The organism is Vibrio sp. 10N.222.54.E6 (assembly GCF_041473955.1).
Classification (GTDB): Bacteria; Pseudomonadota; Gammaproteobacteria; order Enterobacterales; family Vibrionaceae; genus Vibrio; species Vibrio tasmaniensis_A.
Map to the genome: position 1 here is coordinate 22,702 of NZ_JBFRTD010000010.1, position 17,691 is coordinate 40,392.

The 17,691-nt window shown below is 43.9% G+C and carries 17 protein-coding genes; 1 reads left to right on the forward strand and 16 read right to left on the reverse strand.

Annotation, left to right across the window (positions count from 1 at the left end; all coding sequences use genetic code 11):
* Positions 1-8: 8 nt before the first annotated feature.
* The 4 genes from AB4513_RS05010 to AB4513_RS05025 form a co-directional block, all read right to left on the reverse strand.
* Positions 9-1,292: a TRAP transporter large permease subunit gene (locus AB4513_RS05010; protein WP_009847136.1), complete on the reverse strand. Its 1,284-nt coding sequence runs from the start codon at positions 1,290-1,292 to the stop codon at positions 9-11.
* A gap of 9 nt (positions 1,293-1,301) precedes the next feature.
* Positions 1,302-1,874 (reverse strand): TRAP transporter small permease subunit, encoded by a 573-nt coding sequence (locus AB4513_RS05015; protein ID WP_049779139.1) that lies wholly within the window; start codon positions 1,872-1,874, stop codon positions 1,302-1,304.
* A 217-nt stretch (positions 1,875-2,091) separates the two neighbouring features.
* The gene (locus AB4513_RS05020; protein WP_009847138.1) at positions 2,092-3,186 is read right to left on the reverse strand and encodes a TRAP transporter substrate-binding protein; all 1,095 of its coding nucleotides are present in this window, start codon (positions 3,184-3,186) and stop codon (positions 2,092-2,094) included.
* A gap of 584 nt (positions 3,187-3,770) precedes the next feature.
* The gene (locus AB4513_RS05025) at positions 3,771-4,163 is read right to left on the reverse strand and encodes a hypothetical protein (RefSeq protein WP_012604302.1); all 393 of its coding nucleotides are present in this window, start codon (positions 4,161-4,163) and stop codon (positions 3,771-3,773) included.
* Between the two features lie 220 nt (positions 4,164-4,383).
* On the opposite strand from AB4513_RS05025, the gene AB4513_RS05030 reads away from it, so the two are divergent.
* The gene (locus AB4513_RS05030) at positions 4,384-5,184 is read left to right on the forward strand and encodes a DUF2982 domain-containing protein (protein ID WP_102258313.1); all 801 of its coding nucleotides are present in this window, start codon (positions 4,384-4,386) and stop codon (positions 5,182-5,184) included.
* Between the two features lie 107 nt (positions 5,185-5,291).
* Here AB4513_RS05030 and AB4513_RS05035 read toward each other — a convergent pair whose 3' ends face one another.
* The 12 genes from AB4513_RS05035 to AB4513_RS05090 all read right to left on the reverse strand — a co-directional run bounded on the left by AB4513_RS05035 (position 5,292) and on the right by AB4513_RS05090 (position 17,688).
* Positions 5,292-5,945: an MBL fold metallo-hydrolase gene (locus tag AB4513_RS05035; protein ID WP_004733386.1), complete on the reverse strand. Its 654-nt coding sequence runs from the start codon at positions 5,943-5,945 to the stop codon at positions 5,292-5,294.
* Positions 5,946-6,044: 99 nt separating this feature from the next.
* Positions 6,045-6,593 (reverse strand): YcbK family protein, encoded by a 549-nt coding sequence (locus tag AB4513_RS05040; protein ID WP_009848830.1) that lies wholly within the window; start codon positions 6,591-6,593, stop codon positions 6,045-6,047.
* 199 nt (positions 6,594-6,792) lie between these two features.
* Positions 6,793-8,331: a murein L,D-transpeptidase gene (locus tag AB4513_RS05045; RefSeq protein ID WP_009848831.1), complete on the reverse strand. Its 1,539-nt coding sequence runs from the start codon at positions 8,329-8,331 to the stop codon at positions 6,793-6,795.
* Positions 8,332-8,412: 81 nt separating this feature from the next.
* A complete protein-coding gene (locus AB4513_RS05050; protein ID WP_102258312.1) occupies positions 8,413-9,501 on the reverse strand; it encodes a DUF1513 domain-containing protein in 1,089 nt (362 codons plus the stop codon).
* Positions 9,491-10,552 carry an imelysin family protein gene (locus AB4513_RS05055; RefSeq protein ID WP_102258311.1) on the reverse strand — a complete coding sequence of 354 codons (1,062 nt, stop codon included), beginning with the start codon at positions 10,550-10,552 and terminating at the stop codon, positions 9,491-9,493. Before AB4513_RS05055 ends, AB4513_RS05050 begins: the two co-directional genes overlap by 11 nt.
* 158 nt (positions 10,553-10,710) lie before the next feature.
* Positions 10,711-12,099 carry a di-heme oxidoredictase family protein gene (locus AB4513_RS05060; protein WP_102258310.1) on the reverse strand — a complete coding sequence of 463 codons (1,389 nt, stop codon included), beginning with the start codon at positions 12,097-12,099 and terminating at the stop codon, positions 10,711-10,713.
* Between the two features lie 112 nt (positions 12,100-12,211).
* Complete coding sequence (locus AB4513_RS05065; protein WP_102258309.1) at positions 12,212-13,471, reverse strand: imelysin family protein; 1,260 nt, start codon at positions 13,469-13,471, stop codon at positions 12,212-12,214.
* Between the two features lie 177 nt (positions 13,472-13,648).
* A complete protein-coding gene (gene ribA, locus AB4513_RS05070; protein ID WP_009848836.1) occupies positions 13,649-14,245 on the reverse strand; it encodes a GTP cyclohydrolase II in 597 nt (198 codons plus the stop codon).
* A 249-nt stretch (positions 14,246-14,494) separates the two neighbouring features.
* On the reverse strand, positions 14,495-14,671 hold the full coding sequence (locus tag AB4513_RS05075) for a hypothetical protein (RefSeq protein ID WP_009848837.1): 177 nt from the start codon (positions 14,669-14,671) through the stop codon (positions 14,495-14,497).
* Positions 14,672-14,760: 89 nt separating this feature from the next.
* Positions 14,761-15,201, reverse strand: coding sequence for a cytochrome c-type biogenesis protein (locus AB4513_RS05080; protein ID WP_102258308.1), 441 nt, complete (start codon positions 15,199-15,201; stop codon positions 14,761-14,763).
* Positions 15,198-15,785: a DsbE family thiol:disulfide interchange protein gene (locus AB4513_RS05085; protein WP_102258307.1), complete on the reverse strand. Its 588-nt coding sequence runs from the start codon at positions 15,783-15,785 to the stop codon at positions 15,198-15,200. Before AB4513_RS05085 ends, AB4513_RS05080 begins: the two co-directional genes overlap by 4 nt.
* Entirely contained in the window at positions 15,766-17,688 is a 1,923-nt protein-coding gene (locus tag AB4513_RS05090) for a heme lyase CcmF/NrfE family subunit (RefSeq protein ID WP_102258306.1), read from the reverse strand. Before AB4513_RS05090 ends, AB4513_RS05085 begins: the two co-directional genes overlap by 20 nt.
* Positions 17,689-17,691: the final 3 nt, after the last annotated feature.

Genomic DNA, 17,691 nt, shown 5'->3' on the forward strand with positions numbered 1-17,691 from the left:
GGCTTCACTCACATTCCATAGAAAGATGGGAAAGCGAGAAGTGATCCAAGTACGAGGATTTGAATCAAAATGAAAGGCATCACGCCTCGGTAGATATCCTTGGTAGTCACACCTTTTGGTGCCACCCCTTTTAGATAGAACAAACTGAAGCCAAACGGTGGCGTCAAGAATGAGGTTTGAAGGTTCATCGCGATAAGGATTGCGAACCAAGTCATGTTGATTCCCATCAGTTCAGCAACAGGCGCAATAATCGGCACAATGATGAAACAGATTTCTACGAAGTCGATGAAGAAACCCAGAATCAAAATCACCAACATGGTAATGATCAAGAAACCCCACTTCTCACCTGGCAGTTGTAGCATCCACTCTTCAACTAGATAATCACCACCAGTGTAGGTAAACGCCATTGAGAATGCCGTTGCACCCAACAAAATAGCAAATACCATTGCCGTTACTTTCACCGTCTCTTTAGAGGCGTCATACACCATCGACCAACTAAACTGACCGTAGAGCAAAGCGAGTACCATCGCACCCGCACCACCCAGAGCAGCAGACTCTGTCGGCGTAGCAACACCCGCAAAGATAGAGCCCAATACGACAATAATCAGCGCGAGTGGCGGTATGATTGCTTTCAATGCGTTGATGACTTCTTGTTTACGGCTGATGGAATCATCACGCTCAATTGGTTGAGCGGCTTCAGGGTTAAGCTTCGCGTATATTAAGATATAAACGATATAAGCCCCCACTAACATCACGCCCGGCCAAATCGCGGCTTGGAACAAGTCACCTACCGGAACACCCAATACGTCCCCCAATAGAATCAAGACGATGGATGGCGGAATGATTTGCCCTAACGTACCAGACGCACAGATGGTGCCGCAGGCTAAGCCTTTGTCGTAGTTGTACTTGAGCATGACGGGCAACGAGATAAGCCCCATTGCAACCACAGAAGCGCCTACCACACCGGTTGAAGCGGCAAGCAGTGAACCTACGAGAACTGTCGAGATTGCGATACCACCTCGTACACCACCAAACAGTCGTCCCATAGACTCAAGTAACTGCTCAGCAAGCTTAGTCTTTTGTAGAACAAGTCCCATGAAAACAAACAATGGAACGGCCATCAGCACCGTATTTTCCATGATTGATTGAATTCGATATGGCATGAAGGCAAACATTTCGATGCCTTCCGCCCAAACACCAAAGATTAGCGCGATACCACCAAAGGTAAACGCCACCGGGAAGCCTAGTAAAAGTGCAAACAAGGCTACGAAAAACATTACTATTCCAATCATGTTCAGCCTCTACTTATTCTTTGTATGAATATTGTTTGCATGCGTGTTATTTGCATGGATGAGATGGGGATTAAAAATTTTGTTCAACGAGTGCAGGATCAAACCGACTCCGCTGAGTGCCATCAAGAAAAATGACAGTGGAATCATGGCTTTGATGATCCATCGATATGGCAGGCCACCCGGGTCACCTGAGGTTTCGCCGAGGTTATAACTCTCTTTGGCAACATCAATACCAAACCAAGCAACCAGCAAACAGAAAGGCATCAGAAAGATCAGTGTGCCTAGCAGGTCAATAATGGCTTGCGCTTTAAAGCTCAATTGTTCGTAGAACACGTCTACTCGAACATGACCACCAGCCTTGATGGCATAAGGAACACCTAATAGAAAAACGGCTGAGAAAAGGTGCCATTCCATCTCTTGGAAAGCGATTGAGACATCATTGAAGGCATATCTCATGACAACGTCATACACAACGTTAGCGATAAGTAGAATAAACAACATACTGGAAAGCCATCCCAGTGCATCACCGATACGATTAAACAGGCGTTCAATATAAATTAGACTTCGCATTCCCGACTCCATGGAATTTGAAAAGACATCGCGCAGCACAACTAACCCAAACTAAAAACGATTCAGTTTATAGCTAGCAATAGGCACGACGTAGAAAGGGTTCTTGGGCGTATTACAGGATTTATCCTGCTTAATTATTATGGTTAAAATGAACCCGCCGCTTAGTCACTCTTAGTTACCTAACAAGAATAGCTTTGGGTTCATTTAGCTTCAGTTCAAAAACTGTCGATTATTTCGCTTGGCTATTTAAATAAGCTCTGTGTGAAATATCCGTCCATGAACGTACTTGCTCTAGGTAGCTTGCTTGTGAAGCTTGAATCTCTTTTGCCAATGCATCTTTCTCAGCGTGCTTAGCAAGTAGGCGATCGTTCGCTTCTTTCAGTGCAGACATAACCTCTGGTGGGAAATCTTTAACTTGTACGTCTGGGTATTCTGTTTTCATTGAAACCCAGTTCTTGCCACTTTCGTGCGTTGCTTGTGTGTACATGTCGTAAGCCGCTGTACGCATTGCAACACGCAAGATTTCTTGTAGGTCTTCAGGAAGCTTGTTCCATGTACGCTTGTTCACTAGGAATTGAAGCTCTGAACCCGGCTCATGCCAACCTGTGTAGTAGTAAGGCGCGATCTTGTGGAAGCCCATACGCAGATCAAGTGATGGACCTACCCACTCTAGTGCATCGATTGTGCGACGCTCTAGAGATGTGTAAAGCTCACCTGGGGCAATATTGGTAGGTTTAGCGCCTAGCTCCGCTAGAATCTCACCAGCAAAGCCAGGGATACGCATTTTCAGACCTTGTAGGTCTTCCACACTGTTGATCTCTTTTTGAAACCAACCCCCCATCTGGATATCCGTATTACCACCTGGGAACGACATCAGATTATGTGGAGAGTAAACCTGCTCCATCAACTCCATACCACCACCGTGATAGAACCACGCATATTGTTCAGCTGGCGTCATACCGAAAGGCATAGAAGTGAAGTAAAGCGTGTTTGGAACTTTACCTTTCCAGTAGTAAGAGCCTGAGTGCCCCATGTCGTATTGACCAGACTTAACCATGTCAAAAACGCCAAGCGGTGCTTTGTGTTTGTTCGCAGAATCGATTCTGATTTGCAGTCGACCGTTCGACATTTTCTCAGCCATCGCAGCCATGTTCTTCGTCGCGTCACCGAATACAGGGAAGTTTGGTCCCCATGTTTCAGCAAGCTTCAAGCGATAAACCTTATCAGCAGCAGTTGCACCAGTAGCGACCAAAGCTAAACAAGCCGCTGCAGTAACTGCAACGTTTTTAAAAACTCGTGTGAGGGAGTTAGAAATGAGACTCATATTCACGTCCTTTGTTGGGTTAACACTCTTTCTATGAGCATTTTTTATGATTCAACATAAGAGTGCACCGTGATGTAGCAACAAGATATCAGGGAGAGCACGCACGACGGACTCACATAAACTGCGTATTAGACCAAAGGATTACGTAGAACTACGTAGGAGATAATTTAGCGATGTCGATTTTAAAGGCTCTGGGAGATTCATTAGGGTAATTAGTATTGATAAATACCTAAGTAGTTATAGTGAAACTGCATTAACAATTGATTTCCATTTCGTGAGGAAGCTCTATTCTCGCCACACATCAAATACGCACTTAAATGCATTTATCCATATAAATCAAAGTTTCAGAGAATTAGACGTCCTACTTTGGTGCCTACTGATTCGAAACATGGGACACGCGAAAGACTGGTGAATAACGGAAGGGGCCTGCCGATTGGAAATAAGGTTTCTGGGGCTAGGTTCGAATATGAGTATGGGGTCGAGTTTAGGATTGAGGATTGAGATTAACATGATCCTCCAGATACAAAAAAGCCTCGATAATCGAGGCTTAAAAACTTTAACGAAGCGAATGTAATCCCGCGGGATTACATAGCTTTGTAGATAACCTTGTTACCTGCAAGTTGCTCTTTCGCTACTAGGTTTTCTTCAAGAAGTTTTTTCAATGCGCCTGTTGCCCATGAAGCTGCTTTCGCGTCTTCTTGACCAGCTGCTAGGCCGATACCTTTAGGGTTAATGCCTTCAGCATTGCTAACAACGATGTCTAGAACTTGTTGTTGCTTAGGAGTCAGTGCTACTGCAACTTCTTTAGTTGCTGCTACTGCTTTCTCTACCGCTGGTTTTGCTGCTACAGTTTTTTCTGCTACAACTTTCTCTGCGACAGGCTTCGCTTTTTTCGGCGTTGCCACTGCTTTAACTACAGCCGCTTTAGTGCGTTTCTGCAGTTTAGCCTGCACCTTACGCTTATGAGCAAGTCTCATTGAATATTTCTCCAGTTCACTGCTCTTTTCGCAGTGGTGAAAATTTGAAGCGCGATTTATACCAAAAAACCGGAGCTATTTGTAGAGTGAAGCGTCGAAAGTCGACGAAAAATACCGATATTGTCTACTAGCGTCTATTATTTAATCATCGACTTATCAATTCAGGGTCATATACACTGGTTATCCATCCAGACAAAAATATGAAAATTTGGTGTTGCCTATGGACACTCGTCACCTTACAAATTTCTCTTTGCCTTCATTCAAACGTTCGTATCGTATTCTCGCCATCATTTTGGGCTTCGTTTGCTTGATCGTTGCGCTCTACAGTGACAACCCAAAGTTACTGATCGTGGGTGCTTTTTGCATTATTGCCCTACTAGGAACTGGCTATTATTTAATGTTGCGCAGCAGAGTGATGATCACCCTCACACCGACTCATTTTCAGCAGCATTTTTATAAAGGCGGGTGGGTTCTAAAATGGAATAACATCCAAAAGATTGGGCTTTGTACCTATGAGCAAGATGGATGGCACCAACCTCTTCCTTGGATTGGTATCAAGGTTAAAGATTACTCGCCCTACCTCGATTCGATTTGTCCTAAAGTCACTTGTGAATTACTGCTCAGCCAACGAGCACTTTTGTACTTGGGAGCGAAGCAAGCGGGTAAAGAATCGAACTTTGAAGATATGGTTTTAGACTCATCGCACTACCACACTCGTTGTACCGAAAACGGGTGTGTGGAATTAAGCCAATATAAAGAATCAAAGAATACCGACAAAGTGAGTTTCAGCGCTCAACAAACGCAAATGGATGCGGATTCATCCGATAAAGCAAATAATCACAACGCGGTGATTAAAGACTATTCTGGATTACAGGCGATGCTTGCCAACAGAATGAAATATCAAAGAGGCTTCCACGGGTATGACATTTTCATATCAACCCATGATCTGAATATCAGTGGGGAGGAGTTTGTTGGACTGGCTCGACGCTACTTGGCGGCAGCCGAACGTCTTTCTGATTAAAATTAAACTGGTTTAAAAGTAAAACCGCACACAATAAAAAAGCTTAGCTTCCATAACAAAAGCTAAGCTTCATTTTCAATCGTTCTTATATTAAATCAAAGATTTAATTAATAAAGAGGCATCTCGTCGGCAACGAATGGATTTGATGCGCGCTCACGACCAAATGTAGACTCTGGACCATGGCCCGGTACAAATGTCACGTCACTGCCTAGCGGCCAAAGTTTAGTCTTGATTGAAGCAATTAGCGTGTTGAAGTCGCCTTGCGGGAAATCCGTGCGACCAATAGCACCGTTAAATAAAACATCACCAACAAACGCCATACGCGCTTGCTCACTGAATAGCACGACGTGACCCGGAGTATGACCCGGCGTGTGAATCACATCGATAACTTGGTTACCAAAAGTCACTTTGTCGCCCTCTTCTAACCAAGTGTTTGGTTCAAAAGCTTTACACAGTGGGAAGCCGAACATCTGGCTTTGATTCTCTAGACCTTGAAGCCAAAAGTTATCGGCTTTATGTGGGCCAACAATGTTCACGTTCAAGATTTCAGCAAGCGGTACTGTTCCGCCCACATGGTCTAGGTGACCGTGAGTCAATACCAAATTCACCACTTTAACACCTAACTCTTCGATGATAGCAGCCAGTTGCTGAACATCACCGCCCGGATCGACAACAATGCCTTCCATTGTCTCATCACACCACACAATTGAGCAGTTTTGAGAGAACGAGGTAACAGGGACAACTTGATACTTAAGAGACATATACAAACCTTAGAGGGCAAACTGAAATTTGGGCAAACTATGACATTGGATGTCTACTTTGACAAGTACCTAGCATTCGCTCGTAAATTCAGCTTAACGCTACCAACTGCGGGCTGGACCTGTATCAATATGGATAAAGTTGCTACGTGCATAATAACCGACACCACCCGCATTCAAGCTTTTAGCAACGTCTCTTAATTCTTTTAGGTTAACGCCATCAATACGGAAATCGATCGCTTTACCTAACATGTGGTAGCTCTTCTTGGCTACGCCACTCGACTTTGAGCGCAGTGCTTCATTGGTCGCTGGAGAACGGTAACCAGAGATGATTTGAACTTCTTTTTGAATACCCAGTACATTTTGAATCTGAGTGATCTGATCAAACAGGTTCTTATCCATTGGATGAATCTCATTACGACGGAAATCACGGCACAGTTTGCTTAGACGAGCCATTTCATCACCAACATAGTTAGTACCATCGAAATAACAGGTCTCTAATCGTTCACCTGTGTGAAGATTGTTCATGCTAATCGTTCTTGGTTGATCAGGGTATGAAGCAAAAGCGATAGAAGGAGTAATTGAGGCGACAACAGCAGTACCACCAGCGTAAGTCAGAAACTGACGGCGTGAAAATAAACTTTGAGACATACAGCAAAAAAACCAATTAGATCGAACGAAAAATGCACGATACATAATGGAAATTGCTGCGTCAACGTACAAAAACCGCCCAAAAGGTTAGTAATTGTAACCTTTGCACGATTAGTTATTGATCCACATTATAATTTTATCAATAGAAGCTTGGTTGTCATTTTTTGGTCAAGATCACCCTTATTGGCTTCAATGATGGTTAACCACCCTCTTTATCATATTGGTAGATGTCACCACGATACTGTATGCCCCCTTCTTCAAACAGCACGGTTTGATAGATGATATGCACGGGGATTCGCTTCTTGAGGCGAACCTTAGTATTAGGAGCAAGATCGTTACTTTGGTTAGGTACTTTCCTTACCTTGGTGGCAAACAACAATTCAGCCAATTCCTCTGCATGTTCGACACGTATACAACCTGAACTGTAAGCACGGAAGTCATCATTAAACAGGCCTTTACTTGGCGTATCGTGCAGATAGATAGCTCGCTTGTTGGGTGTGTTGAACTTGTACAAACCTAATGCATTACGTGAGCCCGCCTGTTGACGCATTCGATATGGGAACGAATTGAAATTGATGGTCTGCCAATCAATATCTGTGGTGTCGACGGTTTCCATGGTGCGCCAACCATCAATCACTTGAAAGTTGTGTGTCTCTAGGTAGCTTTCATCCGCTTTTACTTTAGGCAAGATGTCTTTGACCATGATTTTCCATGGCACGTTCCAAGTAGGATTTAAGATAACCGAATCTAGGTTTATCTCTAAAAGCGGTGTTTTTCGCGACTTTCTGCCCACCACGACTTTGGACTCAAAGACCTCTTCACCATCTTCCCAATACTTCATATCAAAACTAGGGACATTGACGACGATGAGAGAGTCTCTGTCTCTTGGCCACAAACGAACACGTTCGGCATTGAGAGCCAGCGAAGTCAATCGTTCATCAAAGCTCATGTTGATCCATTTGATCGTATCCGGCCCGACGATCCCATCGTCTGTAAGGCCGTGCATTCGCTGAAAAGACTTAATTGCCGATTGCAGATCTTGGTCAAATACAGGGAAATCGACCGCGATCATCGAGGTATCAACACCAACCAAAGCAATGCGCTCAACAAGAATGGTTTTGTCTGAAAGCTCATCACCTAAGCGTTTCAACCCTTTCTGTCTGTATCGCTCTATATTGAGTTCAGACGCAGTTTCTAGCACGGAGTAGGTCGCCTTGAATTGGTCAAAATCCCCAACAGGCGGCGCATAGGACAATACCATTTCTAATAAGTAATCATTGGTGACACTGCTTTTCAATCTCATCAGGATATGTGGAGAAGGCGCAGGCAACTTGGAATGCAGCTTGCCCGAGAAATACCACTCTTTACCGGCAAGTGGCGCATTCTCAACGTAGCTTAGGTAATAAATAAAGGTATCGGTTAACAAGATGTCCAACTCTTGCCATTGCCCACGAGTTTGATAGTGGCGGATTTGCTTAAGTTGTCGTTCAAAAAGCGGGGCCATTTGCGCTTGTTCGAGAAGCGACAACTGGAATTCAAACGCCTTAACAAGTTCAGGCGAATCCCACAAAATTGGAAGAGATGAGTCTTGATAAATACTTTGGGTAAGCTCTGGATAAATCAGCATAAAAGAGAGCTCTGAATCAGCCGGAATAAATCGGCTCTCGTCAGAACTCGTATAGCTCCATGCATGCACAGAAACTAACACCAATAATCCACAGAAGTATTTTGCTAACATGCTTAACCCCATCACCAATCATCTCATAAGTATGGCAAAGAAATAGGAGTAAGCATGTTATTTTTTAAGGAGTTTTATGAACTAGATTGCACTCCAATGGTTATCCCACTGGACGGATGATTGCTGACTGGATTTTTTATAAGGCTTGCGTTGGCTCACCACACTGCCCGCTCCAGAGCTGAGTCGAAACTCACCATCAAGTAGCACTGCGCCAGAAGCATCAGACAACGCAGATAGCTCTACCAATTCTTGGGTTTCTTTAGACCAAATACCATAACAGTTGCCTCTTGGCGAAGTCGCAATAATCCAATCATCTGACGCCGCAATACTGGCGATATAGTGATTGAACCTTGCCCATTGCTCTGGTTCTGCATTCAGTGATTCAAACTGCCCACCTTTAGTATGCATCGCCAACAGCGAAGGATACTCATCTGGTTCACCACGATATTGCTGGCCACATAGTACGGTTTCAGCACCATCATGGGCTAAGTGTCGAATGCTCAGCTTCTTGTCTAGCAATTCAACCTGATCAAGCAGCGCACCTTCAGGTGAAACATAACTTAAACTCGGTTGCATTGAATTCAAGTTTTTCGGTGTTCTACCGTCAGTATGAACGCCGCCAACACCAATCGCGAGATTACCATCCGGCATGATGATCACTTCATGAGGGCCGATACCAAAGCCCGTGAACTCCTCGACCTTACGATAGCCTTGTGAGACATCGTAAACACCAATCACACCTTGGCTACTGTCGGTTTTCCCTTCCGTGGCATACAGTAACTTGCCATCTAATGAGTAAACGCCATGACCATAGAAGTGGCGATTGTTACCTTTCACAACCATCTTGATCTGCTGACCATTTTTATAGTCAAACACCATAAAATAGTCACCAGGACGACGAGCAAAAACCACCGCATGTGATGATGTTGGGCAAATTGCGACGCCATGCCCACGATCTGGGATCGGCAGTTGACTCAACGGCATACCATATTCGTCAGCCACAACCGCTGAATATTGGCCACGACCATTAAGCGCACAGCCGATCAGTTGAGGATCATTAGATGTGCTTGCGGCGCCAGAGCGACTAGCGCAGCCAAACGGAAGTACAGGTACAGCAGCACAACCCAGTGCAGCCTTGAGTAGCGTTCTTCGTGTAGTATCAGTCACCATCGGTAGCATTAAATCCTATTACCACGCCAAGCTCTATTGCCACTTCTTCATGAATCAGGTACTTCAAACGTTCTAGTTTGTTGTATTGAGTCAGCACATTTCGATAGCCCTCTTTGCTCTGCAGCAACTCGAACAAACTTGAGTCTGTAGGCCAAGTATCTAACGTTAGCGTGAACTGGTCAGCAACACGGTCAGCAAGGTCATTTAAGCCCTTCTCTCTCAACAAGCCGTCTAGGCCATTGCCATCGGCTAGGTACAAATTCTGAAGTGCTGCTACATTCGCTTTTAGTTGAGTCATCGAAGTTTGTGCACGCCATGATTCTGAGAAGTAAGGACGCGGATGACCGATTTTAGCCATCGGACGACTCAGCTTTTTCATGCTGTAATCAAGTTGGTTGGTCAATAAAGCGATGTATTCAGACTCCCAACGAGTCTCGTCTAACGCTAGCCAAGGGTTAACCTGCCATGCCTGTGCAATCGAAGATGACTTAATCGCTAAGTTTTCAGTAATCGCTTGTGATGATTGGCAGCCTAGTGCTTTGTCTTGAAGCAGTGACGATTGCTCGTCATAAAGGGACCATTCCAACGCACCCAGCCCTTGAACGGTCACGCTCTGCTGTGCGATTTCGTCTTGAGACCATGCTTTATCCTGCTGAGTCAATTGACGCATTTTAAGACCGGTGGTGTTCTTCTTATCAGGCCAAAATTGAATATTCCAGCTCTCTTCAAGTGCCGCAGTTGGGCCTCTTTCTTGTCCTTGCAGTGCCATCCAACTGTTCATGGTGAGCTGCCACTGACTTTTCAAAGCATCTAACTCAACATCATTAGTTTGGCAGTAACCCTGCATCAAGACTTCTAGCTCATTGGCTTGCTTGGCGAATAGGACGGCAGAATCAAACTCTTGTTGATAGACACTGCGACTGATGTGGTCGGTCGTATCAGCTTGATAAGACACACCGTTAACCTCAGATGAAGCAGCTTGTTCACCCGATGATTGGCAGCCTGCCATGATTAATACCGACAAAGGCATTAACAAAAATTTATGCGTCATGCTGTTACCTTACTTCCTAATTTTTCTTTTAATTATATGAGTTCATTAAATACCAAACGACCGCTGACCTCGTATTCCTACAAGTTCAGCGGTGCTAAGTGGTTTGATAGCGGCTTTCTTAAGTCACTAGCCGTTAACTAAACTGAATTCAACTCAGCCTATAACGAGTTTAAGAACGCCAATATCGCTTCACGTTCGCTGCTACTAAGAGCTAAAACGTTTTGTTTCGCCATTTCTGCTTCACCCCCATGCCAAAGTACCGCTTCCATAACGTTTCTTGCGCGACCGTCATGAAGCAGGAACGTATGACCATTCACTTCTTTGGTATAGCCTAATCCCCATAATGGCGTCGTACGCCACTCTTGGCCATTGGCAAGATATTCAGGGCGATTGTCGGCTAAGCCTTCCCCCATATCGTGCAACAACATATCGGTATACGGGCTGATTAATTGCTTAGACAACGCAGGTAACCCTTCACGCTCTGCTGTGCGAATTTCGGCTTGGTGGCAACTCTGACAACCAACGTCTTTGAATAATTTTTTGCCTTGCACTACAGCAGGCTTATCGACGTTGCGACGAATAGGGACCGCTAAATGCTGCGAATAAAACTCAACGAAGTCTAATATATTATCACTGACTTCTGGCTCGCCACCATTTGGGAAATCATCACAGGTTGATTGCGCTGATGTGCAGTTTTCATTCGGGAATAAGCGACTCGTTAAGCCCAAATCACCGTTAAACGCAGCCGCATTTTGCTGCATTAGGTTTGGCTGGCCAGCTTTCCAACCGAATCGACCCAACGCCATATCGTTAGTTTGAACATCAAGAACGTAGTTCGCTTTGCCTGAAACACCTTGCTTGTCGGCCAACTGCTGTTTAGCAAATCCGAGAATCGTTTCTTGCGGGATGCTTTCAAGTAAACCAAGGCCAATCATTGGCGGCGCAACACGAGCTGAAAACTCAGTTTTAGGATGCATCTCGCCAAAGGCAAGATCAGTAATCTTTAAAATTGGTTTACGCAAAGTAACGACTGTACCGTCTTTGAATTCAACAGGAACATCGGTGTAGCTGATGTTCACTTTGCCCTCGGGTTTTACACCTTGAAGCGCGAAATCTTGTAACTGGCCGCCGTAAGTTGGTTCAGGAATACCACCATCACGAATGAAGGCTTGTCTCTGCTCTGGCGTTTCAGCAGGGATACTTAAGCGGACCAACAATGAAACCGCGTTCTGGTCATCTTTTTCAGGCGCATGACCACGACCATCTTTGATGTGACAGTTTTGACAACCGTTGGTATTGAACAATGGACCTAATCCATCACGCGCATCGGTTGATGACGGCGCAGGAACCCAAGGGTTTCTAAAGAAGCTGTTACCTACGCTGAAATCCAAACGTTTGCTCATTGGAAGGTTGGCTGCAGGAAGAGAAAAAGCGTTCGCGCCCTCTTTCTTTACTGTGGTTTTGCCTCCAGAGTAGGTTTCATGGGCGTGCAATGGAGATAAGAAAAACAGTGCGGTTAATAGTGAGGCTGAGAGATACGACTTCATACATTGCCTTGCTGTGTTTTTGATTTTAGTTTTTATTAGAGAGTAACTTTTTTGAATAACAAACAATTAAGGGCTCAATAAGAGCCCTTACAATAGTTTTGGACTCGGGTTCTTAAAACTCGTGATCCGCTGTGTCTGGGTTTAGGCTATCAATGCCAATAACACCAGCAGCACGTTCGATTGCAGCAGTTTGAGACACTAGCGAAACAATTGTTTTGTTTACTAGCGCGTTACCTGCAGCGTTGTCAGCAGCAATTAGCTGATCGAAGTGCTGGTTATTTTTCTCTGCTGACACAACAAGTTGACCAACTTGCGCACGTGCTAGGTCAAACTGCTTTTGAATCTCTTTCGCCGCTTGCTCGTCTTTTTGCTCTACTAGGTCAAACAGGCTAGGACCAGAAAGTAGAGAACCATCTTCACGCTTGTACAAGCCAGTGTATACGTTGTAGATACCTTGCTCGTTGTAGTAGTGAGAGTTATGCGTGTTATCCGAGAAACAATCATGCTCGTCTTCAGTAGAGTTTGCTTCTAGTGCAACTTTCATACGCTCACCCGCTAGTTCACCTAGAGATAGTGAGCCCATACCAAATAGCATTTTACGTAGGCCGTTCTCGCTAGATTCAGAAAGAAGCTCTTGACGGTAGTTGCCTTTCTCGCCTTCAGCCCACTGCTTTTCCATCCACTCTAGGTCTTGGATAAGTAGTTCAGCTGATGCTTTTAGGTATGCGCCACGACGGTCACAGTTACCATTAGTACACTCAGCACCAACAACGAAATCAGTGTAAGCACGCTCACCTGCACCGCTGTTAGTACCGTTTAAATCTTGGCCCCAAAGTAGGAATTCAATCGCGTGGTAGCCAGACGCTACGTTCGCTTCAGAACCACCGATCTCGTTCAGGTCTGCAATTAGCTCTGGAGTAATGTTAGTTGCGTCTACTGTTGTCTGACCAATTTGGAAAGTCTTATTTGCAACGATGTTTGCGCTAGCGCCTTCGTTACCAAGTTCATATTGGTAATCAGTCGAAACGTAATCGATAAGGCCTTCATCTAGCGGCCATGCATTTAATTGGCCTTCCCAATCATCTACAACAACGTTACCAAAGCGAAATACTTCAGACTGTTGGTAAGGTACACGAGAGTCTAGCCAAGCTTGCTTTACTTGTTCGAAATTGCCAGCAGAAGGAGAAGCTAAGAAGGTATCAATAGAAGAGTTCAACGCTTTTGCTGTAATTACTGAATCTGCAAACACTGCATGAGCAATATCGGCGTAATGTTCTACAACTTGATCTTGAGTTACTGCTGCAAAAGAAGAAGCAGAGGCAAAAATGAGTGACGAAGTTACGGCTTTTGTCACTAAAGATTTAATGGTCATGAAGCATCCTTGTTGAGCTTTGAATTATTATTCGTAGTAATAGTGCAAACCATTATCATTTACACTACAGATTTGAATAATACAAACTTACAATTTTATTGCAAGATAAATACAAAAAAACCTCACATTTGTGAGGTCTTTAAATACTTTTGTGCTATAGCAATAAAAGGAAGCTTATCAAATATCCAGATTATGCTTACCGTGTGAGACTTTCGCCTTCAGGTAACTCTCATTTCCCGACTTGATATGTGCAGAAGTATTCACCACTTCTTCAATCTCAATACCGAAAGATTTCAGCTCATTGATCTTCTTAGGGTTGTTAGTAACCAAGCGGATTTTTGTGGTTCCTAAAGCGCGAAGCATTTCTGCCGCTTCGGTAAAGTCGCGTAAATCATCACCAAAACCTAGGTGGTTATTCGCTTCATAGGTGTTCATGCCTTCGCTTTGCAGACGGTACGCATCGATTTTGTTATACAAACCAATACCACGACCTTCTTGGCGTAAGTAAAGAATCACTCCCCCCGTCTCACCCATAATTCTGATGGTTTCATCTAACTGCTCACCACAGTCACAGCGAGAAGAATGAAAAACATCACCAGTCAGGCACTCAGAGTGCATACGAACAAGAGGTATGTCTTGTGTCTTATCCGCTGATTTAAATATCACAGCAACATGCTCTTTATCTGTTTTCAATCCATGAAAAGACAGAAGTTCAGCATCAATACTGCTTGTTACCCCTACTTTGAAATCTATTCTGGCACGCACTTCCGCCATAGCTATACTCACTTGAAAATTCGATGTATTTAACAACACTACACTATATGTCTAGGCAATATTTTGTAGCTAACTATCTAATGATAGACACTATGAGGCTGTTAACAATTTTTTTCAAGGTCGACCACGTACAAATTGTTATATTATAACAATTAATTTTCTGGGTAACAAAAAACCCCACGTTGGGATGACCAACATGGGGTTATAAATCAATCAATTGCGGCTAAGACTACACTTTTTGCGGAACGATCAGCTTAGTTGAGTTTGCTTCCAGATAACAAGCTGCACCCAAGCATTCTCTAATTCACTTAACTCTTCTTGTGTCAGTGTAGAGATGCTCGACTTTGCACTGTATTTTTCTGCCCATTTATCAGAACGGACATGAGTATAGAACTCTTTTTTTAAATTTGAGATTACGTTATCCACAAACACATCCTTATATAACAGTGCTTAGCCTTTATAATCCGTTAATATTACAAAATACAGCTCAATTGGTAAACAGTAATACACAATTTTTATGAGTCATTCCTAACACTCGCTACTGATAAATATACAAACAAAAGAAATAATAGGCTCGGTAACAACCAAAGTAATATGTTTGAAACACTCATTGCTGGCTTATAAAGCACAAATTCACCAAACCTTTCTGTCATGTACTGAGTGATTTCATTGTTACTCTTCCCTGCTTTCACCATATTGAATACAACAAGGCGTAAATCTTTTGCTATGGGAGAGTTCGACTCAATCAAATTTTGATTCTGACATTGTGGACAGCGCAGCGATTTTGCCAAACTAATAGCACGCTGTTGTTGATTAGGGCTTTCAAACTCAAATAACTCTACCTGAATGCTTGTATCTTTATCACTCGCCGTAAACAAATCCTCAGCTAATACAGGGAAGTTGACGACAATAGCAGCGCTAAGTATGAGCACTATGTTGAGTAGGAACTTCATCATCCATTTGTACCTTTAAAATAGTGAGCGAGTTCTTTACGCCAAACCGATTCATTAATCACACCTAGCAACTTCTTCACTATTTGGCCTTCAGCATCGACTAAATACGTCTCAGGAGTACCGATTACGCCCAGCTCTAAAGCCAACTTCCCTTGAGGATCACTGATCACAGTTGAGTATGGGTTGCCATCGTTGGACAATACATTGAGCGCTGCCCCAGGGTTATCTCGATAATTGAGACCCACAATTGGAATGCCTTTCTTCTGCAGTTCGAGTAAAAAAGCGTGCTCGGTTTTACATATTCCGCACCATGAAGCCCATACATTGACCAGTTGGTAAGGATGCTGAGTAATATCAGAAAGCGTAAGCTTAGCCGTTTCAGAACTTAATATTTCAGAGCTTAATGCTTCAGAATCGAATGACTCATCAGTAACGAGTTTTTCTGCCGTAAATTCAGGGAAAGCCCTTTTTTGCTCTGAAACGCTGGTCGTTTGTTGCTTATTGTCGAGCGCATATGAAAATGCAACGACCAAAGCAACAGCCACTGAAAATAGAGCAATGAGTTTATTACGAACGCTGGTATGCATACTGTGCAGCCTTAACGGTTTTCTTTTTACGATTGGTCAGTGAAAGCACAGCACCTAGAATTGAGAACAACCCACCAAACCATATCCAACGAGCATACGCTTTGTACTGAACTCGAAATGCATAAGCGGTAGCGTCAACTTTCTCACCCATGGTGATATACACATCGCCATGCCAGAACCATTTCATTGCGGGCTCGCTCATGTTCATCACTCGAACTTGGTAATGTCTTCTTTCCGGCGAAATAGAAAAACTTTGCTCGCCAGTATCTAGCTTAAGTATCGCCTTTTCAGCGGTAAAGTTTGAGGTGACATAAAGCTCTGTATCTTCATGAGCAAGCGTCCAGTCCATAAACTCCACCTGTTCATCTGGGCTTAATTTATAGCTGCGCTCAAACGAGTGGTAACTGTTCATTGCAGCACCTACAGCTAAGACCGCGACACCAACATGGGCAAATGTCATCACCCAGACTTTTCGTTGGAACTTGGAACTGCGCGTTACCGCTAAGCCATAAACATGAGTGAGTAAAACCCAAAATGCGAGTGCCCATGTCATCAGAGCCATCACTTGTCGTTGGACTTGTTCCACTTGCCAAGAATAACAAACGTAACCCAATGCCAACGACATAAGAACTAACAATGAAATAACACCTTTGGTTGCTTGAGGTTTAACACTCAACAATGGGGCTAAGCCAACCACGCCAAGTGCAAGCAAAGCCAAAGGTGCAATCAACAGATTAAAGTATGGCGCGCCCACCGATATGTTACCCAGCCCAAGCAGTTCAAAGACCATTGGATAAAATGTACCAAACACCACAACAGCGGTCGCTAATACAAAAATGAGCACCGCAACTAGGCTTAAAAAGCTCTTACTGTCGAAGCTAGTAATCGGGTTAGATTCAAAAGATTCCCCTCTGATGATAAGAAGAGAGAAAGAGCTCACTAGCACCAACATCAATATAAGTAGCAGTGCGATACCTTTAGTCGGGTCAACAGCGAAAGCGTGTACCGATGTGAGTACACCAGAACGAACAATAAATGTGCCTAGTATACTCAAACAAAATGTAATGAAAGCAAGGCTTAGAGACCACTTCAGAAGCTGTTGTTTACCTTTGGCAACACCTAAACAATGCAGCAAGGCTGTCGAAGTGAGCCACGGTAACAAACTGGCATTTTCAACAGGGTCCCAGAACCACCAGCCGCCCCAGCCTAATTCGTAATACGCCCACCAAGAGCCAAGAATGATCCCTGCGGTTAAAAAAATCCAAGCGACTAGACACCAACTGCGACAATGGGCAACCCAATCAAACTCAATAGGATCAACCAGCAAAGCGGCAACGGCAAATGCCAGCACCACAGAAAAGCCGACATAGCCAAGGTAAAGTAATGGAGGGTGAAAGATCAGACCGACATCTTGCAACATTGGATTAAGGTCACGCCCTTCTAACGGCAAAATCGAATTCATTTCAAATGGGTTTGATGCGAATAAGGTGAACCAAGCAAATATCGCGAGCAGTAGATTCATTACCCACAACACACGGCTTTGGTATTCATTCGAATAGTGTTTTTGTAAGGCAATAACGCCAGACCAGACGCTGATCGTCAGTACCCAAAACAACAAGGAACCTTCATGGCCTGCCCATACGGCTGCAAGCTTAAAAAATGAGGGTAATTGAGTATTTGAATGTTCAGCGACATAGAGGATAGAGAAGTCATCACTGACAAAGGCATAGCCAAGCAATGCGACAGAAGTGACAGAAAACAATGCACTTGAAAGAGAGAAACTGCGGACTAAACTTATATTTTGCGTCCGTTTGTTTAGCATTTGATAAAACGAATGCACACCAATAATGCTACTGAGTACAGCAACCAACACTAAACTAAACAGCCCCAAAGAACCGACCATATC